This window comes from Parvibaculum sp. (assembly GCF_030694575.1).
In the GTDB taxonomy this organism is placed as follows: domain Bacteria; phylum Pseudomonadota; class Alphaproteobacteria; order Parvibaculales; family Parvibaculaceae; genus Parvibaculum.
Genome location: NZ_JAUYUS010000026.1, coordinates 49,746 through 75,325, shown reverse-complemented (window position 1 = coordinate 75,325; position 25,580 = coordinate 49,746). Strand labels below are relative to the sequence as shown.

Here is a 25,580-nt window from a genome sequence, read left to right as displayed (position 1 = left end):
GGCTTCAGCACTTCCATCCGGATCGGGCCTTCTGCCCGCCCGTGAATGAACTGGTCGACATACTCGTTGCCGCTGTCGTCCACTTCCGCGCGGGAACCCGACCAGATGATCTTCCCCTTGTAGATCATCGCCACCTTGTCGGCGATCTTGCGCGCGCTCGACATGTCGTGCGTGATCGAAAGCGTCGTCGCGCCGAGGTCTTTCACGCTGTCGACGATCAGGTCGTTGATGACGTCCGCCATGATCGGGTCGAGCCCCGTCGTCGGCTCGTCGAAAAAGATGATCTCCGGGTCGGCCGCGATGGCGCGCGCAAGCCCGACGCGCTTCTGCATCCCGCCCGAAAGCTCGGCCGGATAAAGCTCGCCCACTTCCGGCCCGAGCCCCACCTTCGCAAGCTTTTCGATCGCGATGTCCTTCGCGAGCTTCCGCTTCATCTTCCGCCCCTGGATGAGGCCGAAGGCGACGTTCTCCCAGACCGCGAGGCTGTCGAACAGCGCCGCGCCCTGGAACAGCATGCCGAACTTGCGCAACACCTTCTCGCGCTCGCTCGTATCCATCTTCAGCACGTTCTTGCCGTCGACGAAGATTTCGCCCCGGTCGGGCCTGATGATGCCGAGCACGCATTTGATCATCACCGACTTGCCCGTGCCCGAGCCGCCGATCACGACGAGGGATTCGCCCTTCGGCACGGTCAGGTTGATGCCGTCCAGCACCACCTTCTTGCCGAAGCGCTTGTGGACGTTCCTGAGTTCGATCTTGGCGTCGCTCATGATGCCGCCCTCAATTCGCAAACAGCAGCGACGTCATGACGTAGTTCGCCGCGAGGATCAGGATGGAGGCGGTCACCACCGCGTTCGTCGTCGCGCGGCCCACGCCCTGCGCGCCGCCCTTCGAGTTGAAGCCGTGGAAGCAGCCCATGACGGCGATGATGAAGCCGAACACGCCCGCCTTGATGAGGCCCGACGTCACGTCGTCGAGCTTCAGGAAGTCCGCCGTGTTCTTGATGTAGACGCCGCCGTTGAAATCGAGCGACGCCGTACCCACCACATAGCCGCCCATGATGCCGATGATGTCGGCGACCAGCACCAGCAGCGGCAGCGTGATGACGGCCGCCACCACGCGCGGCACCACCAGGTACTTGTGCGGATTGGTCGAAAGCGTCGTCAGCGCGTCGATCTGCTCGGTCACGCGCATCGTGCCGAGCTCTGCCGCGATTGCCGCCGAAACGCGCCCCGCCACCATCAGCCCGCCCAGCACCGGCCCGAGTTCGCGCGTGATGCCGAGCGCGACGATGGTCGCGACGATCGATTCCGAATTGAGGGAGTTGCCGCCGTAATAGATCTGCAGGGCGAGCGCGCCGCCCGTGAAGAAGGCCGTCAGCGCCACCACCGGCAGCGAGAAATAGCCGATCCGGAGCATTTGCTGCGCCGTCAGCCGCCAGAAGAAGGGCGGCCGCACGATATGGGAAACCGACAGCCAGACGAATTGCGACAGCCGCCCGATTTCGCCGAGCAGCGCCAGAACCACCCGGCCGATAATCGCGAAAAAGTTCAAACCCGTCCCCCGCCAGAAAGATAAACGCGCATATACCTGTTTCCCATGCTCGTCAGAATTTCATAGCCGAGCGTGCCCGCCTTCAGGCCCACCTCGTCCACCGTGATATGCGGGCCGATCAGCTCCGCCATGTCGCCGCGCTTCACGGCGCCTTCCGGCAGCCCGCTCACATCCACGATCAGCATGTCCATGGAGACCCGCCCCGCGACGGGCGCAGTGTAACCCGCAATCCGCACCTGTCCGCCATTTTCGTAGCCGCTGTTGTCGCCGGGGTTCCGGGGCGCGCTCAGGGCCCGCATATAGCCGTCCGCATAGCCCGCCGCCAGCACCGCCAGCCGGGCAGGGCGGCCCGCCGCCCATGTCGCGCCATAGCCCGCCGTCTCCTCCGGGCCCATCTCCCGCACCGCCAGCACCCGCGCCTCGACCGTCACGGCCGGCCGGAACGGGTTCGCCCGCCCCGTGAACGGGCTTCCCCCGTAAAGCGAGACGCCGGGCCTCACCAGGTCGAAATGGTAGTCTTTCCCGAGATAGATCCCGCCCGAATTGGCGAGGCTCGCCCGCGCCTTGGGGAACCGCTTCGCCAGCCCCTCCCGCAGCGCCTTGAACCGCGTCAGCTGCCGCGCATTCATCGGGTTCCCCGCCTCGTCGGAGCAGGCGAGGTGGCTCATGATGAGCCGGACGTCGATCCCCTCCGTCAGGGCTCCCTCGGCCGCCAGCGCCGCCGCGTCGCCCTCGTTCATGCCGAGCCGGTTCATGCCCGTATCGAAATGCAGCGCCGCCGGCAGGCTGCCGTCCCCCGCCGCCGCGCGCCACTCCGCCGCCTCCGCCAGCGAGGCGAGGCAGGGCGCAAGCCCGTGATCTGCGTAAAACCCCGCCGCCCCCGGAAAAAGCCCGTTCAGCACATAAATGCCGGCATCCGGCAAGACATCGGCAAGCAGCGCCCTGAGCGCCGCTCCCTCGTTCGCATCCGCCACGAAGAACGTGCCGCATCCCTCATCGGCCAGCCGTCGCGCCACCGGCCCCATGCCGAGCCCATAGGCATTGGCCTTCACGACGGCCGCCACCTCGGCGCCTGCCGCCTCCGCCCGCAGCATCCCGTAATTGGCCGCCACCGCATCGAGATCGACGGTAAGGAGGCCGCCCGCGGCGGCAAGATCTGTATCGGTATCGATGACTGGTGCTCGCTTCGTGAATCGGAGAAAGGCCCGCGCGATCATACTGGATCGGGGCGCAGAGGAAACCGCTCCGCACCGCTTCCGTTCGGGCATCTCGGTTAATGAATACGGGGACCGCGGCGCTCCCGCCGGAGGGAATCCTTAACGAAATTCCACCACACTTGCATCGCCATCGGAGCGCCCTGCATGTATCGGAAATCGGAGAGACATCGGCGGGTACTGTATATTGCCGCCCTGTTCGTCCTTGGTGCGCTGTCATGGACCGCCGGCACGGGCCCGGCCGCGTCTCGCGAAGCCGAAGGCGCCGCGCACCGCCTCGCGTCCGGCGAGCGGCTGTCGCTTTCCACCGGCTGGACCGTCTATCGCGACGGCATCGTGCCCGCCTCGCGCTTCGCGAAAACCTGCGACCTTCCCTTCGCCGGCCTCGAAGCGAGCCCCGTCTCGCTCCCGGACATCTGGGGCCCCCCCCTCACCGCCGACGTCTCGACCGGCCACGGCGCGGCCACCTATTGCCTCGACCTCGCGCTGCCCCAGACCGCGCAGATCCTCGGCCTCGCCATGGGCACCACGCGCTCCGTCTACGCGATCTACGCCGTCGCGACCGCGCCGGACGGCACGGAGCATGCCCAGCTCCTGCACCGCAACGGCGAACCGGCCGAGGCCGAACGCCTCGTCCCCGTCAATCCGACGGCGCCCGTCATCGCCCTGCCGCACGATCTTCGGCATTTCCGGCTCGTCGTGCAGCTCGCCAACTATGTCCACAAGCAGGGCGGCATCGTCGATGTGCCCTCGATCGGCTTTCTGCAGAAAATGGACTCCGAACAGCGCCGCGCCAGCGCCCTGCCGACCGCGCTCGCCCTGGTCCTCGTCCTCGTCGTCGTCGCCACGCTGGTCGTCGGCCGCTCCGCGGACAATTCGAACGGCCATCTCATCTTCGCCGCGCTCTGCGGCGCCTCGGCGCTCCGCGTCTTCCTGGTCAGCAATCTCATCTGGGATTATCTGCCCTCCTTCCCGGAGGCGCGCAAATACGATCTCGAATATCTTTCCCTCTTCCTGATCGCGCCAGCCTATTACGCCTTCATCTGCTACCTCTTCCGCGAGGGTAGGGTGCTGTGGATCGACAAGCTGATCTACGCCGTCTCCGCCGTCTTCTGCCTCTTCGCCCTCCTCGTCGCGCCCTTCATGGCGCCGGGCACGATCACGCTGCTGCGCGAGCCCTTCCAGCTCCTCTGGGCCGTCATCATCCTCGCGGTCGGCGTGACGATCCTCCACACGCTGCTGACGGAAAAGGAAGCCCGCAGGGACGCGCTCGTCGTCCTCCTCGCCGCCACGGCGGCCTTTGCCTATGAAGTCCTCTCGAGCATGAAGCTTATTAGCTCGTCGATGGAACTCTCCAACCTTCTCGTCGTCTTCGTCACCACGCTCCATGTCCGCGCCTTCGTGCTGAAATACCGGCGCGTGGAGCGCGAACGCGACGCGCTGCACGGCAATCTCCGCGACGCGAATGAGGGTCTCGAAGCGCGCGCGGCGGAACTGGGCGCCGCGCTCGGGCTCGCCGAACAGGCCTCGCGCGCGAAGTCCGAATTCCTCGCCACCATGAGCCACGAGCTTCGCACGCCGCTCAATGCCATCATCGGCTTTTCCGAAACCATGAAGCTCGAAATGTTCGGCCCCCTCGGCCACCGCAAATATGCGGACTACGCGAAGGACATCAACGAGAGCGGCACCCATCTCCTCGACCTCGTCAGCGACATCCTCGACATTTCCCGCGTCGAGGCCGGCACCGACACGCTCAACGAGGAGGAAGTCCGCGTCGAGGCCGTCGTGCGGCAGGTGCTCGATGCCACCACCGCGCAGGCCGCGAAGGCAGGCGTCTCCTGCCGCCTTGTCGCGCCCGCCTCGCTGCCGTCCGTCTTCGCCGACGAGCGCAAGATCAGGCAGATCGTGACCAACCTCGTCGGCAATGCGATCAAGTTCAACGTCCCCGGCGGCACGGTCGAGGTCGCGCTCTGTCGCGACGAGGGCGGCTACTGCATCGCCGTCGCCGATACCGGCATCGGCATCGCCGAACACGACATCCCGAAGGCGCTCGCCCGCTTCGGCCAGCTCGAAGACCAGTTCAGCCGCAAATACGAAGGCCTCGGCCTCGGCCTCCCCATCGTCCAGGCCCTGACGGAACAGCATGGCGGCCGCTTCGCCATCGAAAGCACCCCCGGCCGCGGCACCAAAGTCACCATCACCTTGCCCCCCGCCCGCTGCCTCGAAACCCGACTCGCGCAAGCGGCGGGGTGAGGAGTGTTTCGCGGAACGCGAACAAAAAGGTCCGGTGGCCTGTCCCGGCGCAGGCCGGGAACCTTTTTGAACTCCGAACGCCCGTAGCGAAGCGAAGGGCCGGGCGGCCAAAAATAGAAGCGCCTACCCAACTCCGTCATTGCGAGGAGGTCGGCAGGCCGACGAAGCAATCCATGAGCCCCAAGCACTGAATTCGCCGTTCCTGGATTGCTTCGTCGCTTGCGCTCCTCGCAATGACGATCATCTCTTCTCCGCACCCTCACCGCGCCGCCAGCAGCACCGAATGCCCCGCGCAGTCCGGATCGTCCGGCGTGAAGGCGACAAGCCGCATGCCGGCCGCGTTCAGCAACCGCTCATATTCCGCAATCGACAGGCTCGCATGATAGACCGCCGCCCCGTCGACGGCGCCGATGGCCTCGCCCTCGGCCGGGCCGACGGTCGCGAGCAGCGCGCCGCCCGGCGCGACATGCGCACAGAGCCGCGGCAGCGTCGCGCGCTGTTCCTCCGCCGTCAGATGAAAGAAACTGTCCCACGCGACCACGCCCGCAAACGTCTCGCCGAGATCGAGCGCGCGCATATCGCCAAGCATCCACCGCTCCCCCGGAAACCGCGCCCGCGCCATCCCGATCATGGGCGCCGAAAAATCGACACCGTAAACGCGCCGCCCCCGCGCCACCAGATACCCCGCAACCGGCTCTCCCGCCCCGCACCCCACATCCAGAACGCAATCGCCCGCGACGCCGAACGCCAGCAACCGGTCGAGCCACGGCTTCTCGAACAACACCCGCGACCGTTCCCTGTCCCACGCCGCCGCATGAGCCTCATAAACAGCCTTCGTCTGCGTCTTCACATCGTCCATGGAGGCGTTCTTTTCGATACAAGAAGTTCCTGAACTCCCTCTCCCCGCAGGGGGAGAGGGAAGGGGCCCGCCGAAGGCGGGAAGGGTGAGGGGGACAGCGCCAACGATGTCTTCTGCATCCCACACCCACAGGTGTCATCCCGGCGAAAGCCGGGACCCATTGGTTCCCTCAGCAAGAGCGAGTGCACCCGGCGCAACCGCAACCCGCTTCACCCAAAGCCGCAGCAAGAGGCGCTGCGAATGGGCCCCGGCTTCCGCCGGGGTGACAATGAGGGTGAGGTGAAGCCGAACACCCATCGAACTCCCGACCCCAACTCGTCATTGCCGGACTTGATCCGGCAATCCAGAAGGCGCGCATCGCGCGCCGTCTCTCTTCACAAGGAATCCTTCTCCGCGCCTCTGCGTCGGAGCCTGTCCTCGGGCCGCGCGCAAGCGCGGACCCGTAGGCGTGCCAGCCTCGTTTCTCACGCAGAGGCGCAGAGACGCAGAGCGCAGGAGAAACCCGCCGCCGCCACACCCATAGGTGTCATCCCGGCGAAAGCCGGGACCCATTGGTTCCCTCAGCAAGAGCGATTGCAACTGGCGCCACCGCCACCCGCTTCACCCAAAGCCGCAGCAAGAGGCACTGCGAGTGGGCCCCGGCTTCCGCCGGGGTGACATAGAAGAATTAAAGCGAAGGGAGAAACATCCTCCAAGACGTTATGACGAGCTTGCGGGCTGTCGAGGTTCATCTTCGACATGCTCGATGAACTCAATTGAACTAGTGCCGTGGGTGAGCGTATCAAATAAGGAAAGCCCCGATCTTTCGAGTAAATCTTTCCATATCTTGTCTATGTCCTCATACGCTTCGATAAAGAATGTCTCGTCGACGTAGCCTTCCCAATCAGGAGAAGGAATACCCAGTGCTTCTAGCTCTTCCGCTTTTGCTATGACTTCTTTATCGATCTCTATTTCTTCAGGTTTCCCATGCGCCAGAGTATTGCGAAATTCCCGCAGCTTCTCGATGCTAGAAAATGGACGAGAGATGAAGTCAGGAGTGACGCTCAATTGTTTGCAAACAAGTTCGATCTTCTCCTGTACCCCGCAACGTTCGTTCCAATTCTGAATCAGCTTGTGGCCAAGGAAATTGAAGTGGGCTTCAACGGAAAATGCCAGCAACGTCAGTCCTGCGATAATTTCTAGCCCCACCCCTTCGTGGTCGTCGTTTGCAATGCGGTCGGATACCCGGTTCTTAAAATAGTGTGCGGCGTTGCTGATGCTGTTGTGAATGTAGATGTGTCGCTGCGCTCTTACGCGCGCTCTAATTCTTGCCATGCATATTCACTTCTCGACGGTATGTACGTTTCGGTAGTTCTCCCTCACTCAAACCCCTCCGTATGCACCTGATCCAGATCCGAGAACCTCGTCACATCCGCCTGGAACTGCAGCTTCACCGTTCCCGTCGGGCCGTGGCGCTGCTTGCCGATGATGCATTCGGCCAGCCCGTGCACCTTGTTCATATCTTCCTGCCACTGAAGATGTTCCGGCGTGCCCTCGGTCGGCTCGCGGCGCGAGACGTAATATTCCTCGCGGAACACGAACATGACGACGTCGGCGTCCTGTTCGATCGAGCCGGATTCGCGCAAATCCGATAGCTGCGGCCGCTTGTCGTCGCGGCTTTCGACCTGGCGCGAAAGCTGCGACAGCGCCAAAATCGGCACGTTCAGCTCCTTCGCCAGCGCCTTCAATCCCGTCGTGATCTGCGTCACTTCCTGCACGCGGTTCTCGCCCGACTTGCCCGAGCCCGCCAGCAATTGCAGATAGTCGATGACGAGAAGCCCGAGGCCGCGCTGCCGCTTCAGGCGGCGCGCGCGTGCGGCCACCGTCGCGATGGTGAGGCCGCCCGTGTCGTCGATATAGAGCGGAATGCTCTGCAGCTCGCGCGCCGCGTCGACAAGCTGGTGAAACTCGTCCTCATGAATATTGCCGCGCCGGATGCGCTCCGACGGCACGCCCGATTGTTCGGCGAGCAAGCGCGTCGCCAATTGTTCGGCCGACATTTCGAGCGAGAAGAAACCGACGATCGCGCCGTCCGTCGCTGTCACGGTGCCGTCCGCGTGATGCTCGGCCTTGTAGGCCTTGGCCGCCGAGAAGGCGATGTTGGTCGCAAGCGCCGTCTTCCCCATCGAGGGGCGGCCGGCAAGGATCAGGAGGTCGGAGGGTTGCAGCCCGCCGAGCCGCTGGTCGAGGTCGCGCAATCCCGTCGAGATGCCGGAAAGCCCGCCGTCGCGCTTGAAGGCTTCCGCCGCCATGTCGATCGCGACGTTGAGCGACTCGTGGAAGCTCTGGAAGCCGCCCTCGTATTTGCCGCGCTCGGCAAGCTGGTAGAGCGATTGTTCCGCATCGAGGATCTGCTGCGCCGGCGTGTCGTCGATGGGCGCGTCATAGGCGCGGTTGTGGATTTCCGTGCCGACATTGATGAGTTCGCGGCGGATCGCGAGTTCATAGATGGTGCGGCCATATTCTTCCGCGTTGATGATCGTCGTCGCCGCGCCCGCGAGCCGGGCGAGATATTGCGGGCCGCCGATCTCGGCCAGCGCCGCGTCGCGCTCGAAGAAATTCTTCAGCGTGACGGGCGAGGCGAGGTGACCTCCCGTGATGAGTTTCGCCGCCGCCTCGTAAATTCGTCCGTGTACGGCATCGAAAAAGTGGTTCACCTCGAGAAAGCTCGCCACCCGGTCGTAGCTCTCGTTGTTGACCAGCATCGCGCCGAGCAGGGCCTGCTCCGCGTCGATATTGTGGGGCTGTACCCGGTAGTCGCTCGCGGCGTCTCCCTCGGGCTCTCGTGAATAGGCGGCTTGGCTGTTTTCCATGGCGTTGGTTCTAGTCGAAATGGGCGCGCGCGGGGGCAGCGATTCCGGGGGCGGGGACAAGCTTCAACAGGTTTTTTGTCCCGGCCCTGTGCATAAGTCGCCTTCCCGGCGCTAACCGTTTGGCACGAAAGGGCTTTCTCCCGCAAAGACCTGTGGGCCGAATGATTTTAACCTGAGTCGCGGCTTTATCCCCGGGGCGCGTGTTTTATCCCCGTTCGGGCGGCGGGGGAGGGGGCCTCGCGGAGCCCGATTTTGCCGCATGACGTTTTTGTGACAATCCGATGACAGCCAGTCCCATAACGCGGCTTTGTCCCCGCCCGCGCCGGGCATAAGCTCTCCCCGCGTCACTCAATCGGGGGAGGAACTCCATGACAGCCTATGCCGACATCGCGACCGGAATCGGCCGCGTTTTATTGAGCGCTATTTTCATTCTCGCAGGGTTCGCCAAGCTCATGGGCGCCGCGGGCACCATCGCTTTCATCGAATCCAAAGGCCTTCCGCTGCCACAGATCGTCTACGCGCTCACCGTCGCGCTTGAACTCGGCGGCGGCCTCCTGCTGCTCGTCGGCTTCCAGGCCCGCTGGGTGGCGCTTGCCTTCGCGGGGTTCTGCGTCGTATCGGCGCTGATTTTCCATCTGGATTTCAGCGATCAGACGCAGCAGACGATGTTCCTGAAGAACCTCGCCATCGCGGGCGGCATGCTCTTCGTCTTCGCCAACGGCGCCGGCGGCTACAGCATCGATCGCCGCCGCGGCGCGTAGGAAACCGTTGCGGCGCAGGCAACTCTTCGCTCAGTCGCCCGCGAGAAGCCGCTGCTGTTTCTGCGGTTCGGCGTTCAGGTGCCGCTCGTCCTCGACCATGTAGTCGCGGGTGAGCGGCAGCGTCGCGATCTGTTTGGCGAGCTGCATCTGGAAGACGACCATGCCTTCGTTGCGGAACGAGGTTTCCGATCCCGCGAGGTAGAACTCCCACATCCGGCAGAAGCGTTCGTCGTAGATGCGCACGGCCGTCTCGCGTTTCTCCATGAAGCGCCGCCGCCATTCGCGCAGCGTCTCGGCATAGTGGAGCCGCAGGATTTCGATGTCCGTCATGAACAGGCCGGAGCGTTCGACGGTGCCCGACATCTCGCTCAGCGCCGGGATATAGCCGCCGGGAAAGATGTATTTCGCGATCCACGGATTGGTCGAGCCCGGCCCGTCGAGCCGCCCGATCGTGTGAATAAGCGCGACGCCGTCGTGACTTAGCAGCTTCATGACCCCGTCGAAATACTCACGGAAATGTCCCACGCCGACATGTTCGAACATGCCGACGGAAACGACGCGGTCGAAATTTTCCTTGATCGTGCGGTAGTCCTGCAGCCGGAATTCGACCTGGTTCGAGAGCCCGCGTTCCTCCGCGCGCCGCGTCGCGACCTTGTGTTGCTCCTTGCTCAGCGTCACGCCGACGACTTCCGCGCCCGTTTCTTCCGCCAGCGTCAGCGCCATGCCGCCCCAGCCGCAGCCGATGTCGAGCACGCGCATGCCCGGCTCGATGCGAAGCTTCGCGGCGATATGGCGCTTCTTCGCGAGTTGCGCCTCTTCCAGCGTCATGTCGGGGCGCTGAAAATAAGCGCAGGAATATTGCTTGTCGCGGTCGAGGAAGAGGTCGTAGATGCCGCCGTCGAGATCGTAGTGATGGGCGACGTTCTTCTGCGCCTTGCCGATCGGATTGTGCTGGTCGATGCGCCGTTTTGCGCGCCGCAGCGCCCCGTAAATCTCGAAAGCGGGCCCTGCGAACTTGGTGCCGAGATTGCCCGTCAGCACATCCAGCAGATCGTAGATCGTGGCGGGCGGGTCGACGGTCAGCCGCCCATCCATATAGGCCTCGCCGAGATTCATGTAGGGATTGAGCGCCAGTTCGTGCGCCACCGTCTTGTCGTGCAGCCGCACCGTGACCGGCCTGCCGGTGCCGTCTCCGAAATCCCGCCGGCGCCCGTTCGCACTGATAACGGTCAACGATCCACGATGAACGACCCGGCTCAGAAGCATGCTGAATAACATCGAACCCTCCAGTAGCGAGGATTGAATTTCAGATCTTCCGCACCGTCGTAGGCCCGTCGCTTGGGGGAGAGCGGCGGCGCGAACAGGTTTTTCTGGAATGTATCTAAAGTTAATCCTCCGCCCGATGCAAGTGGAACGCTTGCATGCCTGCCGGGTTCCAGCAAAAAGGGCGCCCGTTGGGGCGCCCTTCATGATGGATCGGTGTGGAGTGAGGCTTATTCCTTGGCTTCGTCTTCGTCGCCGGCAGCCTCGTCCTCTTCGCCCGGAGCAAGCTCTTCGGACTCGAAGAACTCGGCGGCCTCGTGGACCTCCTCGGCTTCTTCGTCGCGGCGCTGGGTCAGATCCTCGCCCGCCGCCTGCCGCTTTGCCTCTTCCTCGGTCCGCGCCACGTTGATGGTGATCGTGGCCGAGACTTCGGGATGCAGAACGATGCGGACATTGTGGAGCCCGATCGTCTTGATCGGCTTGTCCAGCACGGCCTGGTTGCGCGCGGTTGAGAAGCCGCCGTCGGTCATCGCGTTGGCGATGTCGCGGGTGCTCACCGAACCGTAGAGGATGCCGGTCTCGCCGGCCTGGCGCAGAACGATGAACGCCTGGCCGTTGACCTTCGCATGGACCTGTTCCGCTTCCTTCTTCAGTTCCAGGTTGCGGGCTTCAAGCTGCGCGCGCTGGCCTTCGAAGCGTTCGATGTTTGCCTTCGTCGCGCGAAGAGCTTTCTTGCGCGGCAGCAGGAAATTGCGGGCGAAGCCGTCTTTCACTTTGACGACATCACCCATTTGGCCGAGCTTTTCCACCCGTTCCAGAAGTACGACTTGCATCGTGGTGTCTCCTTTTCCGGGGCTCTAGCTGATCACGTAGGGAATGAGCGCGAGGAAGCGCGCGCGCTTGATGGCGCGGGCGAGCTCACGCTGCTTCTTGGCCGACACGGCCGTGATGCGCGAGGGAACGATCTTGCCGCGTTCGGAAATGTAGCGCTGCAGCAGCTTTACATCCTTGTAGTCGATCTTCGGGGCGTTGGCGCCGGAGAATGGGCAGGTCTTGCGGCGGCGGAAGAAGGGCCGGCGCGCGGGCTGGGCTGCAGTGCTCATTATTCCTGACCTCCATCCGAATTGTCGTCGCGGCGCGCGGGGCGCTCGCGGTCACCGAAGCGGCTGCTGCCGCGGTCGCCACGATCGCCACGATCGCGATCGCCGAAGCGGTCGCCGCCACGGCGGTCACCACGGTCGCCGCGGTCACCGCGGTCGCCACGGCTCTGCATCATCGCGGAAGGTTCTGTTTCGTGCTCTTCGACACGGACGGTGATGAAGCGCAGCACGTCTTCGCTGATGCCCATCTGCCGTTCCATCTCGGCCACCGCGGCATGCGGCGCGTCGATGTTGACCAGCGTGTAGTGACCTTTGCGGTTCTTCTTCACCTTGAACGCAAGGTTGCGAAGACCCCAATATTCGGTCTTGCCGATCTGGCCGCCCTGTTCCTTGATGATGTTCGAGAACTGCTCGGTGAGCGCCTCGACCTGCTGCTGCGACACGTCCTGCCGCGCAATAAATACATGCTCGTAGAGAGCCATTGAGCCTTATCCTTTTTAAACCGGCCCCGGCGCAAAGCCCCCTTTGAGCCCACAAGGCTCGAAAGGACCACCAAAGAAGCGGAGACACCGGAACCCGGGGTTCGACCCCTGCCGCCTCTCGCGAAGCGGTATCCCGTTCAGCCTCCAGCCGAAGCCTTCAGAAGCCGCGCAATATACGGAAAAGGCGTGGCATGGCAAGGGATATGTCCATATCTGGTCGGCTTGACTTGAGGTCGCCACAAGGTATCACTTGGCGCTTCCGGGCGGCGGAACGCAGGCCCGTGCAAAAGCCGGGAAATCAGCCAGATTTGAAGGCGCCGGAACGATTCAGGGAGTGAGGATGACGCGGGCTTTCACCTTTCCGGGACAGGGGTCGCAGGCGGTCGGAATGGGCCGCGAACTGGCGGAGGCGTTCGCCCCGGCACGCGAGGTCTTCGACGAGGTCAACGAGGCGCTGGGCGAAAACCTGTCGAAGCTCATGTGGGAAGGCCCGCAGGAGACCCTCACCCTGACCGAAAATGCCCAGCCCGCCATCATGGCCGTAAGCCTCGCCGTGATGCGCACGCTTGAGAAGGAAGGCGGCTTCCGCCTCGCCGACAAGGCTTCCTTTGTTGCGGGGCATTCGCTGGGCGAGTATTCGGCGCTCGCTGCCGCCGGAGCCTTTACCATCGCCGACACGGCGCGTCTCCTGAAGCGGCGCGGCCTCGCCATGCAGCGTGCGGTGCCGGTCGGCGAGGGGGCCATGGCGGTCCTGCTCGGGCTCGAATTCGATCAGGCGATGGAAGTCGCGGCCGAGGCGGCGCAAGGCGATGTCTGCACCGCGGCCAACGACAATGGCGGCGGCCAGGTCGTGGTCTCCGGCGTCAAGGCGGCGGTGGAGCGGGCGATTGAAATTGCAAAGACCAAAGGTGCGAAACGCAGCATGCTGCTGCCGGTCAGCGCGCCCTTTCATTGCCCGCTGATGCAGCCGGCGGCCGATGAAATGGCGGAAGCGCTTGCCGGCACCGAGTTGAAGGCGCCCTCGGTCCCGCTTGTGGCGAACGTGACGGCCTCGCGCGTGGCCGACCCTGCGACCATTCGCGAGCTGCTTGTGCAGCAGGTTACCGGCATGGTTCGCTGGCGCGAAAGCGTCCTTTATATGGAGGCGCAGGGCGTCGCGAGTTTCGTTGAAGTGGGTGCGGGCAAGGCGCTTTCGGGCATGGTGAAACGGATCGCCAAGGAGGCCGAAACCCTGTCTGTCGGCACGCCGGCCGATGTCGAAGCATTTCTGAAAACACTCTAGGGCAAGGGAATCCGATGTTCGATCTCACAGGTAAGAGCGCACTGGTGACGGGCGCGTCGGGCGGAATCGGCTCCGACATTGCGCGGGCGCTTCACGCGCAGGGTGCGACGGTGGCGCTGTCGGGAACGCGGAAGGACGCGCTGGATGCGCTCGCCGCCGACCTCGGTGCCCGCACGCATGTGCTGCCCTGCAACCTCTCCGACGCGGCGGCGGTCGATGCGCTTCCCAAGCAGGCGGAAGAGGCCATGGGTGCCCTCGACATTCTCGTGAACAATGCCGGCCTCACGCGCGACAATCTTTTCATGCGCATGAAAGACGAGGAATGGGACGAGGTGATCCGGGTCAACCTCACCGCCGCCTTCCGCCTTTCGCGGGGCGTGCTGCGCGGCATGATGAAGCGCCGCTGGGGCCGCATCGTCGGCATCACCTCGGTCGTGGGCGTCACGGGAAATCCGGGGCAGGGGAACTACGCGGCATCCAAGGCCGGCATGATCGGCATGACGAAATCTCTGGCGCAGGAAGTGGCGAGTCGCAACATCACGGCGAATTGCATCGCGCCGGGTTTCATCCGCAGCGCCATGACCGATGCGCTGAACGAGGATCAGCAGGCGCGCATTATGTCGACGATCCCCGCCGGACGCCTCGGCGAAGCGTCCGAAATCGCCGCCGCGGCGGTTTTTCTTGCGAGCGAGGAAGCCGCCTACGTGACCGGACAGACCCTTCACGTCAATGGCGGTATGGCCATGATCTAGCTATGATGCCCGCCAAGCATCGGAAATATAAGCAGTTTCAGGAGTTGTAATCGGTTCCCTGACGCCTGTGCGTTCTCTGGCACAGGGCCAAAAAGTGTGTTACCTAAACCCTCGATTTGGCTTGCGGTCCTGCCTTGAAATGGGCCAGAAGAGGGGCATCCTTTCCACCGAATTCGGTTACATCCAGTCCTCGATGCCTGAAGCGAGCAGCGGGATGTGCGATGCCGGTTAAAACCAAAAGATCTGAGGACTTAAAATGAGTGATATCGCTGAACGCTTGAAGAAGATCGTGGTCGAGCACCTGGGCGTCGACGCGGATAAGGTCACCGAGAACGCGAGCTTCATCGATGATCTGGGCGCCGACAGTCTCGACAACGTCGAGCTGGTGATGGCGTTCGAAGAAGAATTCGGTGTGGAAATCCCGGACGATGCCGCCGAGAAAATCCTCACCGTGAAGGACGCGATCGAGTTCGTCAAAGCGAACGCCAAGTCCTGATCTCGGAATGGATATCGGGCCGGGCGCTGCGGAGCGCCCGGCCTGCACCTTCTTAGGTTCGTTCCGGCCTCCGGACTCAGGTGGGAGTTATCATCGAGATGAGGCGAGTCGTCGTTACTGGTGTGGGTATGGTGTCGCCGCTCGGCTGCGGCGTCGAAACCACGTGGAACCGGATCCTCAAGGGTGAATCCGGCGCGCGGAAGATCGAGAAGTTCGACGTCTCCGATCTGCCCTGCAAGATCGCAATGCCGGTGCCCCGCGAAGGCGAGGGCGCCTTCAATCCCGATGACTGGATGGAGCCGAAGGAGTCGAAGCGCGTCGATGACTTCATCGTCTACGCCATGTCCGCGGCCACCCAGGCTCTGAGCGACGCGGGCTGGAAGCCGGAAACCGAAGAAGAAAAGTGCCGCACCGGCACCATGATCGGCTCGGGCATCGGCGGCCTCGAAGGCATCGCCGAAGAAGCCTACACCCTGCGCGACAAGGGCCCGCGCCGCGTCAGCCCCTTCTTCATCACTGGCCGTCTCATCAATCTCGCTTCCGGTTACGTCTCCATAAAGCACGGCCTCAAGGGACCGAACCACTCCGTCGTCACGGCCTGCTCGACCGGCGCTCATGCCATTGGCGATGCGGCGCGTCTGATCATGCTTGACGATGCGGATGTGATGGTCGCCGGTGGCGCCGAATCCGCGATTTGCCGCATCGGCATCGCCGGCTTCGCCGCCTGCCGCGCGCTCTCCACGAGTTTCAACGACACGCCGGAACGCGCCTCGCGTCCCTACGACAGCGATCGCGATGGCTTCGTCATGGGCGAGGGTGCGGGTGTCGTCGTGCTCGAGGAATATGAGCACGCAAAGGCCCGTGGTGCGAAGATATACGGCGAAGTCGTCGGCTATGGTCTTTCGGGAGATGCCTACCACGTGACGGCGCCGCCGGAAGACGGTGAAGGCGGTTTCCGCTCGATGCAGGCCGCGCTCAAGCGCGCCGGCATTTCGCCCTCCGATCTCGATTACATCAATGCCCATGGCACCTCGACCATGGCTGACACCATTGAGCTCGGCGCGGTGACGCGTCTTCTCGGCAATGCGGTCGAAACGGTTTCCATGTCATCGACCAAGTCGTCGATCGGTCACCTGCTCGGAGCGGCGGGCGCCGTGGAGGCCATCTTCTGCCTCCTCGCCATGCGCGACAGCAAGTTACCGCCCACGATCAACCTCGACAATCCGTCGGTCGACACCAGGATCGATCTCGTGCCGAACAAGGCGCGCGACAAGGAAGTGAATTACGCCCTCAGCAACTCGTTTGGTTTCGGGGGCACCAACGCTTCGCTGGTGCTGAAAAAGGTTGATGGTTGACGACCGGGGGTCATACGCCGGACGCGTCTGACCAAGACGGCGCCGCACCGGCAAAATCCCGGTTCATCCGCTACCTGCTGCTTGCCGCGCTCGGCCTGCCGCTTCTGGCTGCGCTGCTGGCGGCAGGCATCTTCCTGTACGGCAAATACCGCTTTGAAGCGCGCGGCCCGCATGACGAGTCCGTGATCGTGATGCTCTCGCCGGGCATGGGTGTGCGCGCCATTGCCACCCGTCTGGACCGGGAAGGCGTCATCTCCGACCCCTATATATTTCTCGCGGGCGTCCGGTTTCATCGCGCCGAAAGAGACCTCAAGGCCGGCGAATACGCGATCCCCGCACATGCCAGCATGGCCGCGATCATGGGCATCCTGCGCGAGGGGCGTTCGATCCTGCATCGTCTGACGATCCCGGAAGGCCTGACCAGCGAACAGGCGATGCTGCTCGTTGCCGCAAACCCCGTGCTGGTCGGCGACCTGCCGCCCGTTCCCGCGGAGGGTACGATCTTGCCCGAGACCTACAGCTTCACGCGCGGCGCGACCCGGGCCGAACTTGTCGCCGATATGCGGAAGGCCGCCAGCAGCCTGATGGACGAGCTATGGGCCGGCCGTGCCGAAAACCTTCCGGTCAAGACAAGGGAAGAGGCGATCATCCTCGCCTCCATCGTGGAAAAGGAAACGGGCGTCCCGTCCGAGCGGCCGCGCGTCGCCGCCGTCTTTACCAACCGCCTTCGCAAGTCGATGCGGCTTCAGTCGGACCCGACGATCATCTACGGACTTGTCGGTGGCAAGGGCGCTCTGGGCCGGCCCATCCGCCGCAGCGAACTCGACCGGTTGACGCCCTACAACACCTATCTCGTGGACGGGCTGCCGCCGACGCCGATCTGCAATCCCGGCCGCGCTTCGTTGGAAGCCGTGCTTAATCCCCCGGATACGGACGAGCTTTACTTTGTCGCGGACGGCACCGGCGGTCACGCCTTCTCGCGGACGCTGAAGGAACACACGGAGCGCGTCCGCGAATGGCGCCGGATCGAGCGCCGGAACGCGCAGTAGGCATGCCGGATAACGGGATACGCCTGCTATAGTCGCCGGAACGGGGAGTATGATTCCATGGAGGCTCGATGTCTCTCAACAGCATGACAGGCTTTGCCCGCGTCGAGGGCGCGGCCGGCCTTGCGCGCTGGCATTGGGAATTGCGCAGCGTGAACGGCAAGGGTCTCGACGCGCGGCTCCGTCTGCCGCCCGGCATGGACGGCATCGAACCGCGTTTGCGCGCGGAACTGGCGCGCCATCTGAAGCGCGGCAATTGCCAGATCACCCTGACGATCGACCGCGCCGCCGATGCGGTTCCGCTCCGCGTCAACAGGGAAGCGCTGCGGGTGGTGCTCGATGCCATCGCCGACCTTCAGCAGACGATGGAAGTGATGCCGCCGCGCCCCGAAGGCATTCTGGCGCTGAAAGGCGTTCTCGAAAGCGCGGAAGCGGTCGAGGAAAGCGAAGAGGCGAAACAGGCTTTCGAGGAAGCGCTGGTTGCCTCCTTCGGCGAAGCCGCCGCCGCGCTCGCGTCCGCGCGCGCGCAGGAAGGGGCCAAGCTCGAGGCCATCCTTCGCGCCCAGGTGAACGAGATCGACCGGCTGACGCGTGAAGCGGCCGCATGTCCGGCAGCGACGCCCGAAGCCATGCGTGCGCGGCTTACCGGCCAGTTGCAGGACCTGCTGGCCGCGTCGTCCGTCTCCGAGGATCGCATCGCGCAGGAAGTCGCGCTTCTGGCGACGAAGGCGGATATCCGCGAGGAACTGGATCGCCTCATGGCGCATGTCTCGCAGGCGCACGAACTGCTGGACGGCAGCGAGCCCGCCGGCCGCCGCCTCGATTTCCTGACGCAGGAATTCAACCGCGAGGCAAACACGCTCTGCTCGAAAGCGTCCGATGTGAGCCTGACGCGCATCGGGCTCGATCTGAAGGCGGTGATCGACCAGCTTCGCGAACAGATTCAGAACGTGGAGTGACAGGCCGATGACCGACATCGCCGTTCATCGCCGGGGTTTGATGCTGGTGCTGTCGTCGCCGTCCGGCGCGGGAAAGACGACGCTTTCACGCCGGCTGCTGGACAGCGATCCGGAAATAGAAATGTCCGTCTCCGCCACCACGCGCAAGCCGCGTCCCGGCGAGGTGGAGGGCAAGGACTATTTCTTTCTCGGTACGGAAGACTTCGGCATCATGCGCAACAGGGGCGAGTTCCTGGAGAGCGCGAAGGTCTTCGGCAATTACTACGGCACGCCGAGAAAGCCGGTCGAGGCGGCGCTAGCGCGCGGCCGCGATGTGCTTTTCGACATCGACTGGCAGGGCACCCAGCAGCTCGACGAGACCGCGCCCGAGGACCTCGTGAAGGTCTTCATACTGCCGCCCTCGGCGCAGGAACTGGAAAAGCGTCTGGAACGCCGCGCCCAGGACCCGGCGGAAGTCGTGGCGGCCCGCATGGCCAAGGCGTCCGATGAAATAAGCCACTATCAGGAATACGAATACATCATCATCAACGATGATGTGGACAAGGCCTTTGCGGAACTGCAGGCGGTTCTCCGTGCGGAGCGGCTGCGGCGCCGCCGCCTGACGGGCCTGTCCAACTTCGTGAAGCAGCTTCGCGAAGCGCTATAGGGACGGGGGAGGGGCGAATGACCAAGGTGGTGATATTGGCGGGTGGTCTCGGCACCCGCATCTCGGAGGAAAGCCAGCTCCGCCCGAAGCCCATGATCGAGATCGGCGGCCGCCCGATCCTCTGGCACATCATGAAAATCTACACCCATTTCGGGCATACGGATTTCGTGATCTGCGTCGGCTACCGCGGCTACATGATCAAGGAATATTTCGCCAACTACGTGCTGCACTCGTCGGACGTGACGATCGACGCAGCGAATGGCGACATCGTCTTTCACCAGAAGGCGCGGGAGCCCTGGCGCGTGACCCTGGTCGACACCGGCGCCGACAGCATGACCGGCGGACGCGTGAAACGCGTGCGCGACTATCTCGATCCCGGCGAAACCTTCTTCATGACCTATGGCGACGGCGTGGCGGATGTCGACATCGGTGCGCTTCTCGCCTTCCACAAGAAGCATGGCCGGGAAGCCACGCTGACGAGTGTGGTGCCGCCCGGACGCTACGGCGCGCTCGAACTCGAAGGCGATACCGTGCGGCGATTTATCGAGAAGCCGCCCGGCGACAATGCCTGGATCAACGGTGGATTTTTCGCTCTCGAACCGTCGGTGCTCGACCGGATCGAGGGCGACGCGACGTCCTTCGAGGCGGAGCCGTTGATGGGGCTCGCGCGGGACAGGCAGTTGATGAGCTTCCGGCATGCCGGCTTCTGGCAGCCGATGGATACGCTCCGCGAGAAGAACCATCTGGAAGAACTATGGGCGCGCGGCGATGCGCCGTGGAAGGTCTGGAGGGACTAGCTTGCGCATCGACGGTCTCGACGAAAGCTTCTGGAGCGGCAAGCGCGTCCTCCTGACCGGGCATACCGGCTTCAAGGGTTCGTGGGCGGCGCTCTGGCTTTCCCGTCTCGGCGCGGAAGTAACGGGATTTGCGCTCGCACCGGACACCGAGCCGAACCTCTTTGATCTGGCACGGGCCGGAAACGAAATTCAGTCGCGGATCGGCGATCTGAGGGATGCGGATGCCGTCCGCCGTACCGTCACGGATGCGAATCCCGAAATTGTGATTCACATGGCGGCGCAGCCCCTTGTCCGCCGCTCCTACGCCGATCCCGTCGGAACTTTCGCAGTGAACGTGATGGGCACCGTCAATCTTCTGGAAGCGCTCCGGGGTGTCGACGGTCTTCAATCGGTCCTCGTCGTCACCACCGACAAGGTTTACGAGAATGCGGAGCAGGGCATCTCCTTCCGCGAGGACGATCCGCTCGGCGGCCACGACCCCTATGCGGCGTCGAAGGCGGCGGCCGAAATCGTCACCGCATCCTACGCGCGCTCCTTCCTGGATGAGCGCGGCGTCCGGGTTGCGACGGCGCGCGGCGGCAATGTGATCGGCGGCGGAGATTTCTCCGAAGATCGTCTGGTGCCGGACATCTGGCGCGCGCTGCGGGCCAGGGAATCGCTGCTCCTGCGCAATCCGGGCGCGGCCCGTCCGTGGCAGCATGTGCTGGATTGCCTCTGCGGCTATTTCACGTTTGTACGTGGCCTCACCGATCTGCCGGAGCCCCCCGCGGCACTGAATTTCGGGCCGCCGCACGACGCGCCGTTGCTCACGGTCGCGGAACTCGCGGAAGCGGTCCAGGCCGCGCTCGGCACGGGCGCGCCGTGGAAGCCGGCCAATGAACCCGGTCCCCGCGAAATGACCACGCTTGAAATCGACAGCCGCCGCGCACGCGCTCTTCTCGGCTGGCAGGACCAGCTCGCGGGCGCGCCCTGCGTCCAGTGGCTGGCGGATTGGTACCGTGCGCTCAACACGGGCGCCGATATGCGCGACGTGACGCTGGGCCAGATCGCCGCTTACCAGAAGCTCCATGCGCGAGCCGCCAGCTCATGACAGGACGCTTCGAAATCATCCGGACCCCGCTTGAAGGCCTGATGCTGCTGCGACGCCGGCGAATGGGCGACGAACGCGGTTGGCTTGAGCGCCTGTTCTGCGCGGAGGAGCTGAAAGATGCCGGATGGTCGTGGCCTGTCACGCAGATGAACCGCACGCTGACGGCCAGAAAAGGGTCGGTGCGCGGCATGCATTTCCAGCATCCGCCCCACGAGGAAGCGAAGCTCGTCACCTGCCTCCGGGGCGAGGTGCTGGATGTCGCGGTGGACCTTCGTGAAAACTCCCCCACCTTTCGCCGCTGGCATGGAGAAATTCTGTCGGACGGCAACGCCGCGAGCCTTCTCATCCCGCCGGGATTCGCCCACGGCTTCCAGACGCTGACGGACAATGTCGAGATGCTGTATGTCCATTCAGCTTCTTACGTACCGGAAGCGGAAGACGGGATCAGGGCCGACGATCCCACGATTGCCATTGCCTGGCCGCTGGATATAACGGAGCGTTCGGAGCGCGACCGTAATTTCCCCCTTCTGGCCGAACGCGAGGAAAGAGAAAAAAGGTGAAGTGTCGTCATTGCGGAGCGCCGCTCACATTGCCCCTGATCGATCTCGGTTCGGCGCCGCCGTCGAATGCCTATCTGACCTCCGCGACCGTCAACGGTCCGGAGACGTGGTATCCGCTGCGCGTTCTCGTCTGCACATCCTGCTGGCTCGTGCAGACTGAGGATCACGCGGGCCGCGAAGAGTTGTTCGCGTCCGACTACGCCTATTTCAGCTCGACCTCTACAAGCTGGCTCGCCCATTCGAAAGTATATGTTGCGGCGATGGTGGAGCGCTTCGCTCTCGGCACGAACAGCATGGTCGTCGAAGTCGCCGCCAATGACGGCTATCTGCTCCAGTATGTGAAGGAGCGAAATATCCCCTGTTACGGCATCGAGCCGACGGCGAGCACCGCCGCCGCCGCGCGCGCCAAAGGCATCGAAATCGACGAGAGATTTTTCGGCGTGCAGCTCGCAAGGGAACTGGCCGCGGCAGGCCGGCAGGCCGATCTCACGGCGGCCAACAACGTCCTGGCGCATGTGCCGGACATCAACGATTTCGTGTCCGGTTTCGCGGCGCTTCTGAAGCCGGCTGGCGTATCGACATTCGAATTTCCGCACCTCCTGAAACTGGTGCAGGAAAACCAGTTCGACACGATTTACCACGAGCACTACTCGTATCTCTCGCTCGTCGCCGTGAACCGCATCTTTGCCGCCAACGGTCTGCAATGTTTCGACGTGGAGGAACTGCCGACGCATGGCGGCAGCCTGCGCGTCTATGCCCAGCGCGCCGGCAGCGGTGCGCGCGACGTGACGGATCGGCTGACGGCGCTGCTGGCGCGGGAAGTCGAAGCCGGCATGGAAACGGAAGCTTTCTATGGCGGTTTCCAGAAGCGGGCCGAAAAGGTGAAGGACGATCTTCTGACTTTCCTGATTGACGCAAAGAGCCGTGGGCTGAAGGTCGGCGCTTATGGTGCCGCCGCCAAGGGCAACACGCTGTTCAACTTCGCGGGCGTCCGCCCCGATCTCGTGCCCTACGTTGTCGACCGCGCGGCGGCGAAGCAGGGCAAGTTCATGCCCGGCAGCCGTATACCGATCGTGGCCGAAGAGCATCTGAAGGCGGACCGCCCCGATCTCATCGTCATTCTGCCCTGGAACATCCGCGCCGAGGTCATGGAGCAGCTCGCCTATGTCCGGGAGTGGGGCGCGCAATTCGTGACCGCAATACCCGAACTGAAAGTCACGCCCTCATCCGCGCCGCGCCCGCTCTAGAACCGCCGCCGCGGCAAGGCTTGCATCGTAGACATTTGCTATCGGCTGCCGCGGCGAGCCGATATTGCGGCGGCCGATCCGCCGCGCGAAATTGATCGGTATGGATTCGAGCTTCAGCCGAAACCGCGTGATGCGTGCGCGAGCGCGTATCCGTTCGTAGTCGAGCCCGTGCATCCGCGCGAATGTCTTCGCCCATGCCGCCAGCTGGTCGTCGTCGGGCGGAGAACTCGCCAGTATGATCTCGAGTTGATGGTCGAACGGTTCGATCGGGGCGCCGTCCCGCAGGCAGATCGTCTGCAGGTAGGACTCGAACACCACGGCCTGCAGCGACGGCGGCACGTCGCCGCTCTCCGTCAGCGGCATGTCCTTGTGAAACGGGATGTTGTCTTCCTGAAGGAATTTCTGCGACGGGGACTCCTTCGACTTCTTGCTTTTGGAAAACTGATCGACGCCGATGCTGTGCCTGGATATGCCGGCCACCGCGAGCGGTGTGCGGGAATAGGCGTAACTCGGAATGAGGCTCGCGACCGCGAAGCCCGTATAGACATCGGGTATCCGGGATTTGTAGAAGGCGCCCGTCCTGCGCTTCAGTTCCTCCAGCACCGTCATGCTGACGAACCCTCCCGTATAGAGCATCGGCAACTCGGCATAGGCGGCGCGCCCCTCCAGCACCTTCGTCATCCACACTTTGCTGTCGCGGATTTCGTGACCATGGCTCAGGGGAACGCGAATGCGTCCATAGCTCCGGCTCTTGTTGCCGGGCCAGCGATACCGGCATATCGCGGACTGAACGGCCAGCGCCCCGGTCTCGTGGATAAGCGCCGCGACCTTGGTTAATGCACCGGGCATCAACCCGTCATCGTCGCCGATGATCGCCACCCACTCGCCGGTCGCATGGCCGAGCGCGAACTCCCAGTTATGCGCCATGCTCAGTCGCTTGCCGGTGTTCAGGTATTTGACGCGCGGGTCGCCGGTACTGCGGGCAATCTCTTCCGTCGCGTCGCCGCTGAAATTGTCGCTCACCAGAATTTCAAGATTTTCGTAGTCCTGGCTGGTTACCGTCCGCAGGGCACCGGCAAAGACATCGGCCCGCTCGCGCGTCGGAATGATGACGGTCATCTTGGGACCGCCTGAACTGTTCTTCATTATCGGCTAGCGCCTTGCTTTGATCGGCCCCGAAAGTCTGAGCTTTTGGATAATATTCGACTGTGGAGGCAGCGGCAATTCTGCTAAAAGAACAGATATTGCAAGATGATTGGCAGGGCAACGGGCGACAGGATGCGGATACTTCTGACCGGTGCGTCCGGCTTCGTAGGCCGCCATGTGCTTGCTTCGCTCGCTTCCATGAATGTGGATCTCCATGCGGTGTCGCGCCGCCGTCCGCCGGTCGAGGCGGCCTGCACATGGCATGAAGCCGATCTTCTCGATCCCGCGGCGGCCCCGTCTCTCGTGAGCTCGGTTCGGCCCGATTGTATCGTTCATCTCGCCTGGTGCGTGGAACACGGAAAATTCTGGACCGATGCCGCCAATCTCGATTGGGCCGGCGCAACGCTGCGGCTCGCGCAGGCGTCGGCCGGGGCAGGGGTGACGCGCTTCGTCGGCACGGGCACCTGCTACGAATATGACTGGCCGGAAAGCGGCAACTGCGACGAGCGCTCGACCCCCCTCCTCGGACATACGCTCTACGACACCGCCAAGGATGGCAGCCGCCGCATGCTCGAGGCATTCTTCAGCCAGACGGAAATTCAATTCTCCTGGGCGCGGCTCTTCTTTCTCTACGGTCCGCATGAAGCGCCCGGCCGGCTCATGCCCTCCGTCGCGCGTGCGCTCTCCGCCGGTGAACCGGCGCTCTGTTCAAGAGGCGCCGCCGTGCGCGACTTCATGGACGTTCGGGATGCCGGCGCCGCGATCGCCGCCCTGGCAGTGTCGACTGTCGAAGGCGCGGTCAACATCGGCACCGGCGAAGGCGTAAGCGTCGCGGATGCGGCATCCATGATGGGGAAACTGGCCGGCCGGCCGGACCTCGTCCGGCTCGGCGCCTTGCCCGACCGGCCGGGCGAACCGCCCCGTATTGTTGCCGCGACGGACCGTTTACGGCATGAAGTGGGGTATGGCGGCAGCCGCCCGCTGGAAAGCGGATTGCGGGACGTCTTGTCTTTTTGGCATAAGGCTGCTGCGTAAAGTAGGATCGGACAAAGCCCTGGCGGCTTGTTCTTGTGGGTTACGAGGAACCGAATGAAAGTCAGCATTGACACGAAGTCGCGAACGCTGGACGCCGATGGCAAGACGCTGGATCTCTACAGCGACGAAGCCTTTCGTATCGTCTCGGACCTTTGGGTCAATACCGGCTGGAACCAGAAATATCCCTATTGTTTTTCCTGGCTCGGCGTACCCGTCATTCAGCTCCCGGAGGATATGATCCGGTATCAGGAAGCTGTATTCGCTCTCAAGCCCGACGTGATCATCGAGACGGGCGTGGCGCATGGCGGCTCGGCGATCTTTTCCGCGAGCCTCTGCCGCCTCATCGGCAAGGGCCGCGTCATCGCCATCGACATCGAGATCAGGCCGCACAACCGGAAGCGGATCGAGAGCCACCCGCTCTTCGATCTCATAACGCTTATCGAAGCATCCTCGACGGCGCCGGAAGTCGTGGAGCAGGTGCGGGCCGCCATCAAGCCGGGCGACAAGGTGCTCGTCATGCTCGATTCCGACCATTCCTATCGTCACGTCATGGACGAATTGAACGCCTACGCGCCGCTTGTCTCCGAAGGCTCGTGGATCGTCGCCACGGACGGTGTGATGCAGGACCTGGTCGACGTTCCGCGCGGCAAGCCGAATTGGGGCGATGACAATCCCGCGAAGGCGGCGCGCGACTTCGCGGCGGCAAATCCGGATTTCGTCATCGAGCAGCCCGCATGGCCGTTCAACGAGTCGACGCTTTCCGAAAATGTGACGCATTGGCCCGACGCCTGGCTCCGCCGGGTGGCGTCCAAAGGCTAGGTACGCCCGAGC

The 25,580-nt window shown here is 63.7% G+C and carries 26 protein-coding genes; 15 read left to right on the top strand and 11 right to left on the bottom strand.

Features of this window, described 5'->3' with window-relative positions; translation table 11 throughout:
- From Q8S60_RS05275 to alr, 3 genes are all read right to left on the bottom strand, one after another.
- Positions 1-770, bottom strand: a 770-nt coding sequence (locus tag Q8S60_RS05275; RefSeq protein WP_305277491.1) for an ABC transporter ATP-binding protein, incomplete at its 3' end; no start/stop codon positions are given.
- Positions 771-780: 10 nt separating this feature from the next.
- Positions 781-1,554 carry an ABC transporter permease gene (locus Q8S60_RS05270; RefSeq protein ID WP_305277492.1) on the bottom strand — a complete coding sequence of 258 codons (774 nt, stop codon included), beginning with the start codon at positions 1,552-1,554 and terminating at the stop codon, positions 781-783.
- Positions 1,551-2,771: an alanine racemase gene (gene alr / locus Q8S60_RS05265; RefSeq protein WP_305277493.1), complete on the bottom strand. Its 1,221-nt coding sequence runs from the start codon at positions 2,769-2,771 to the stop codon at positions 1,551-1,553. The genes Q8S60_RS05270 and alr overlap by 4 nt, the downstream gene beginning before the upstream one ends.
- Before the next feature lie 144 nt (positions 2,772-2,915).
- Between alr and Q8S60_RS05260 the strand changes: the two genes are divergently transcribed.
- The gene (locus Q8S60_RS05260; RefSeq protein ID WP_305668401.1) at positions 2,916-5,021 is read left to right on the top strand and encodes a sensor histidine kinase; all 2,106 of its coding nucleotides are present in this window, start codon (positions 2,916-2,918) and stop codon (positions 5,019-5,021) included.
- Between the two features lie 259 nt (positions 5,022-5,280).
- On the opposite strand, the gene Q8S60_RS05255 is transcribed toward Q8S60_RS05260, so the two are convergent.
- The 3 genes from Q8S60_RS05255 to Q8S60_RS05245 form a co-directional block, all read right to left on the bottom strand.
- Positions 5,281-5,880 (bottom strand): trans-aconitate 2-methyltransferase, encoded by a 600-nt coding sequence (locus Q8S60_RS05255; RefSeq protein WP_305277495.1) that lies wholly within the window; start codon positions 5,878-5,880, stop codon positions 5,281-5,283.
- A 699-nt stretch (positions 5,881-6,579) separates the two neighbouring features.
- Positions 6,580-7,194, bottom strand: a complete 615-nt coding sequence (locus Q8S60_RS05250; RefSeq protein WP_305277496.1) for a hypothetical protein — start codon at positions 7,192-7,194, stop codon at positions 6,580-6,582.
- Between the two features lie 44 nt (positions 7,195-7,238).
- The gene (locus tag Q8S60_RS05245; RefSeq protein WP_305277497.1) at positions 7,239-8,732 is read right to left on the bottom strand and encodes a replicative DNA helicase; all 1,494 of its coding nucleotides are present in this window, start codon (positions 8,730-8,732) and stop codon (positions 7,239-7,241) included.
- Between the two features lie 368 nt (positions 8,733-9,100).
- On the opposite strand from Q8S60_RS05245, the gene Q8S60_RS05240 reads away from it, so the two are divergent.
- Positions 9,101-9,493 carry a DoxX family protein gene (locus tag Q8S60_RS05240; protein ID WP_305277498.1) on the top strand — a complete coding sequence of 131 codons (393 nt, stop codon included), beginning with the start codon at positions 9,101-9,103 and terminating at the stop codon, positions 9,491-9,493.
- A 30-nt stretch (positions 9,494-9,523) separates the two neighbouring features.
- Here Q8S60_RS05240 and Q8S60_RS05235 read toward each other — a convergent pair whose 3' ends face one another.
- The 4 genes from Q8S60_RS05235 to rpsF form a co-directional block, all read right to left on the bottom strand.
- Complete coding sequence (locus Q8S60_RS05235) at positions 9,524-10,771, bottom strand: cyclopropane-fatty-acyl-phospholipid synthase family protein (RefSeq protein WP_305668400.1); 1,248 nt, start codon at positions 10,769-10,771, stop codon at positions 9,524-9,526.
- Between the two features lie 215 nt (positions 10,772-10,986).
- On the bottom strand, positions 10,987-11,589 hold the full coding sequence (gene rplI / locus Q8S60_RS05230) for a 50S ribosomal protein L9 (protein WP_305277501.1): 603 nt from the start codon (positions 11,587-11,589) through the stop codon (positions 10,987-10,989).
- Between the two features lie 24 nt (positions 11,590-11,613).
- Positions 11,614-11,859: a 30S ribosomal protein S18 gene (rpsR, locus tag Q8S60_RS05225; protein WP_305277502.1), complete on the bottom strand. Its 246-nt coding sequence runs from the start codon at positions 11,857-11,859 to the stop codon at positions 11,614-11,616.
- Complete coding sequence (rpsF, locus tag Q8S60_RS05220) at positions 11,859-12,338, bottom strand: 30S ribosomal protein S6 (RefSeq protein ID WP_305668399.1); 480 nt, start codon at positions 12,336-12,338, stop codon at positions 11,859-11,861. The genes rpsR and rpsF overlap by 1 nt, the downstream gene beginning before the upstream one ends.
- 340 nt (positions 12,339-12,678) lie before the next feature.
- Here rpsF and fabD point away from each other — a divergent pair, with 340 nt between their 5' ends.
- From fabD to Q8S60_RS05165, 11 genes are all read left to right on the top strand, one after another.
- Positions 12,679-13,620, top strand: coding sequence for an ACP S-malonyltransferase (gene fabD / locus Q8S60_RS05215; RefSeq protein ID WP_305277504.1), 942 nt, complete (start codon positions 12,679-12,681; stop codon positions 13,618-13,620).
- Positions 13,621-13,634: 14 nt separating this feature from the next.
- On the top strand, positions 13,635-14,372 hold the full coding sequence (fabG, locus tag Q8S60_RS05210; RefSeq protein WP_305277505.1) for a 3-oxoacyl-[acyl-carrier-protein] reductase: 738 nt from the start codon (positions 13,635-13,637) through the stop codon (positions 14,370-14,372).
- A gap of 256 nt (positions 14,373-14,628) precedes the next feature.
- Positions 14,629-14,868: an acyl carrier protein gene (locus tag Q8S60_RS05205; protein ID WP_012112293.1), complete on the top strand. Its 240-nt coding sequence runs from the start codon at positions 14,629-14,631 to the stop codon at positions 14,866-14,868.
- A gap of 98 nt (positions 14,869-14,966) precedes the next feature.
- Positions 14,967-16,223, top strand: a complete 1,257-nt coding sequence (fabF, locus tag Q8S60_RS05200; RefSeq protein WP_305277506.1) for a beta-ketoacyl-ACP synthase II — start codon at positions 14,967-14,969, stop codon at positions 16,221-16,223.
- A complete protein-coding gene (gene mltG / locus Q8S60_RS05195; protein WP_305277507.1) occupies positions 16,220-17,272 on the top strand; it encodes an endolytic transglycosylase MltG in 1,053 nt (350 codons plus the stop codon). Before fabF ends, mltG begins: the two co-directional genes overlap by 4 nt.
- Before the next feature lie 68 nt (positions 17,273-17,340).
- Positions 17,341-18,228: a YicC/YloC family endoribonuclease gene (locus Q8S60_RS05190; RefSeq protein WP_305277508.1), complete on the top strand. Its 888-nt coding sequence runs from the start codon at positions 17,341-17,343 to the stop codon at positions 18,226-18,228.
- Positions 18,229-18,235: 7 nt separating this feature from the next.
- Positions 18,236-18,874, top strand: a complete 639-nt coding sequence (gmk, locus tag Q8S60_RS05185) for a guanylate kinase (protein ID WP_305277509.1) — start codon at positions 18,236-18,238, stop codon at positions 18,872-18,874.
- A 17-nt stretch (positions 18,875-18,891) separates the two neighbouring features.
- Positions 18,892-19,671 (top strand): glucose-1-phosphate cytidylyltransferase, encoded by a 780-nt coding sequence (gene rfbF / locus Q8S60_RS05180; RefSeq protein ID WP_305277510.1) that lies wholly within the window; start codon positions 18,892-18,894, stop codon positions 19,669-19,671.
- Between the two features lies 1 nt (position 19,672).
- Positions 19,673-20,761, top strand: a complete 1,089-nt coding sequence (rfbG, locus tag Q8S60_RS05175; RefSeq protein ID WP_305277511.1) for a CDP-glucose 4,6-dehydratase — start codon at positions 19,673-19,675, stop codon at positions 20,759-20,761.
- Positions 20,758-21,321, top strand: coding sequence for a dTDP-4-dehydrorhamnose 3,5-epimerase (rfbC, locus tag Q8S60_RS05170; RefSeq protein ID WP_305277512.1), 564 nt, complete (start codon positions 20,758-20,760; stop codon positions 21,319-21,321). The genes rfbG and rfbC overlap by 4 nt, the downstream gene beginning before the upstream one ends.
- On the top strand, positions 21,318-22,568 hold the full coding sequence (locus tag Q8S60_RS05165; protein ID WP_305277513.1) for a class I SAM-dependent methyltransferase: 1,251 nt from the start codon (positions 21,318-21,320) through the stop codon (positions 22,566-22,568). The genes rfbC and Q8S60_RS05165 overlap by 4 nt, the downstream gene beginning before the upstream one ends.
- Here Q8S60_RS05165 and Q8S60_RS05160 read toward each other — a convergent pair.
- Positions 22,545-23,687: a glycosyltransferase family 2 protein gene (locus Q8S60_RS05160; RefSeq protein ID WP_305668398.1), complete on the bottom strand. Its 1,143-nt coding sequence runs from the start codon at positions 23,685-23,687 to the stop codon at positions 22,545-22,547. The two genes, Q8S60_RS05165 and Q8S60_RS05160, sit on opposite strands and share 24 nt — an antisense overlap.
- Positions 23,688-23,819: 132 nt before the next feature.
- Here Q8S60_RS05160 and Q8S60_RS05155 point away from each other — a divergent pair, with 132 nt between their 5' ends.
- Together Q8S60_RS05155 and Q8S60_RS05150 are read left to right on the top strand one after the other, a co-directional pair.
- Complete coding sequence (locus Q8S60_RS05155; RefSeq protein ID WP_305277515.1) at positions 23,820-24,749, top strand: NAD(P)-dependent oxidoreductase; 930 nt, start codon at positions 23,820-23,822, stop codon at positions 24,747-24,749.
- Between the two features lie 54 nt (positions 24,750-24,803).
- On the top strand, positions 24,804-25,568 hold the full coding sequence (locus Q8S60_RS05150) for a cephalosporin hydroxylase family protein (RefSeq protein ID WP_305277516.1): 765 nt from the start codon (positions 24,804-24,806) through the stop codon (positions 25,566-25,568).
- The last annotated feature ends 12 nt before the right edge of the window (positions 25,569-25,580 follow it).

Coding starts and splice junctions, on each gene's coding strand:
- alr (WP_305277493.1), bottom strand. CDS start 2,771: ATGATCGCGCGGGCCTTTCTCCGATTCACGAAGCGAGCACCAGTCATC.
- Q8S60_RS05260 (WP_305668401.1), top strand. CDS start 2,916: ATGTATCGGAAATCGGAGAGACATCGGCGGGTACTGTATATTGCCGCC.
- Q8S60_RS05255 (WP_305277495.1), bottom strand. CDS start 5,880: ATGGACGATGTGAAGACGCAGACGAAGGCTGTTTATGAGGCTCATGCG.
- Q8S60_RS05250 (WP_305277496.1), bottom strand. CDS start 7,194: ATGGCAAGAATTAGAGCGCGCGTAAGAGCGCAGCGACACATCTACATT.
- Q8S60_RS05245 (WP_305277497.1), bottom strand. CDS start 8,732: ATGGAAAACAGCCAAGCCGCCTATTCACGAGAGCCCGAGGGAGACGCC.
- Q8S60_RS05240 (WP_305277498.1), top strand. CDS start 9,101: ATGACAGCCTATGCCGACATCGCGACCGGAATCGGCCGCGTTTTATTG.
- Q8S60_RS05235 (WP_305668400.1), bottom strand. CDS start 10,771: ATGTTATTCAGCATGCTTCTGAGCCGGGTCGTTCATCGTGGATCGTTG.
- rplI (WP_305277501.1), bottom strand. CDS start 11,589: ATGCAAGTCGTACTTCTGGAACGGGTGGAAAAGCTCGGCCAAATGGGT.
- rpsR (WP_305277502.1), bottom strand. CDS start 11,859: ATGAGCACTGCAGCCCAGCCCGCGCGCCGGCCCTTCTTCCGCCGCCGC.
- rpsF (WP_305668399.1), bottom strand. CDS start 12,338: ATGGCTCTCTACGAGCATGTATTTATTGCGCGGCAGGACGTGTCGCAG.
- fabD (WP_305277504.1), top strand. CDS start 12,679: ATGACGCGGGCTTTCACCTTTCCGGGACAGGGGTCGCAGGCGGTCGGA.
- fabG (WP_305277505.1), top strand. CDS start 13,635: ATGTTCGATCTCACAGGTAAGAGCGCACTGGTGACGGGCGCGTCGGGC.
- Q8S60_RS05205 (WP_012112293.1), top strand. CDS start 14,629: ATGAGTGATATCGCTGAACGCTTGAAGAAGATCGTGGTCGAGCACCTG.
- fabF (WP_305277506.1), top strand. CDS start 14,967: ATGAGGCGAGTCGTCGTTACTGGTGTGGGTATGGTGTCGCCGCTCGGC.
- Q8S60_RS05190 (WP_305277508.1), top strand. CDS start 17,341: ATGTCTCTCAACAGCATGACAGGCTTTGCCCGCGTCGAGGGCGCGGCC.
- gmk (WP_305277509.1), top strand. CDS start 18,236: ATGACCGACATCGCCGTTCATCGCCGGGGTTTGATGCTGGTGCTGTCG.
- rfbF (WP_305277510.1), top strand. CDS start 18,892: ATGACCAAGGTGGTGATATTGGCGGGTGGTCTCGGCACCCGCATCTCG.
- rfbC (WP_305277512.1), top strand. CDS start 20,758: ATGACAGGACGCTTCGAAATCATCCGGACCCCGCTTGAAGGCCTGATG.
- Q8S60_RS05160 (WP_305668398.1), bottom strand. CDS start 23,687: ATGACCGTCATCATTCCGACGCGCGAGCGGGCCGATGTCTTTGCCGGT.
- Q8S60_RS05155 (WP_305277515.1), top strand. CDS start 23,820: ATGATTGGCAGGGCAACGGGCGACAGGATGCGGATACTTCTGACCGGT.
- Q8S60_RS05150 (WP_305277516.1), top strand. CDS start 24,804: ATGAAAGTCAGCATTGACACGAAGTCGCGAACGCTGGACGCCGATGGC.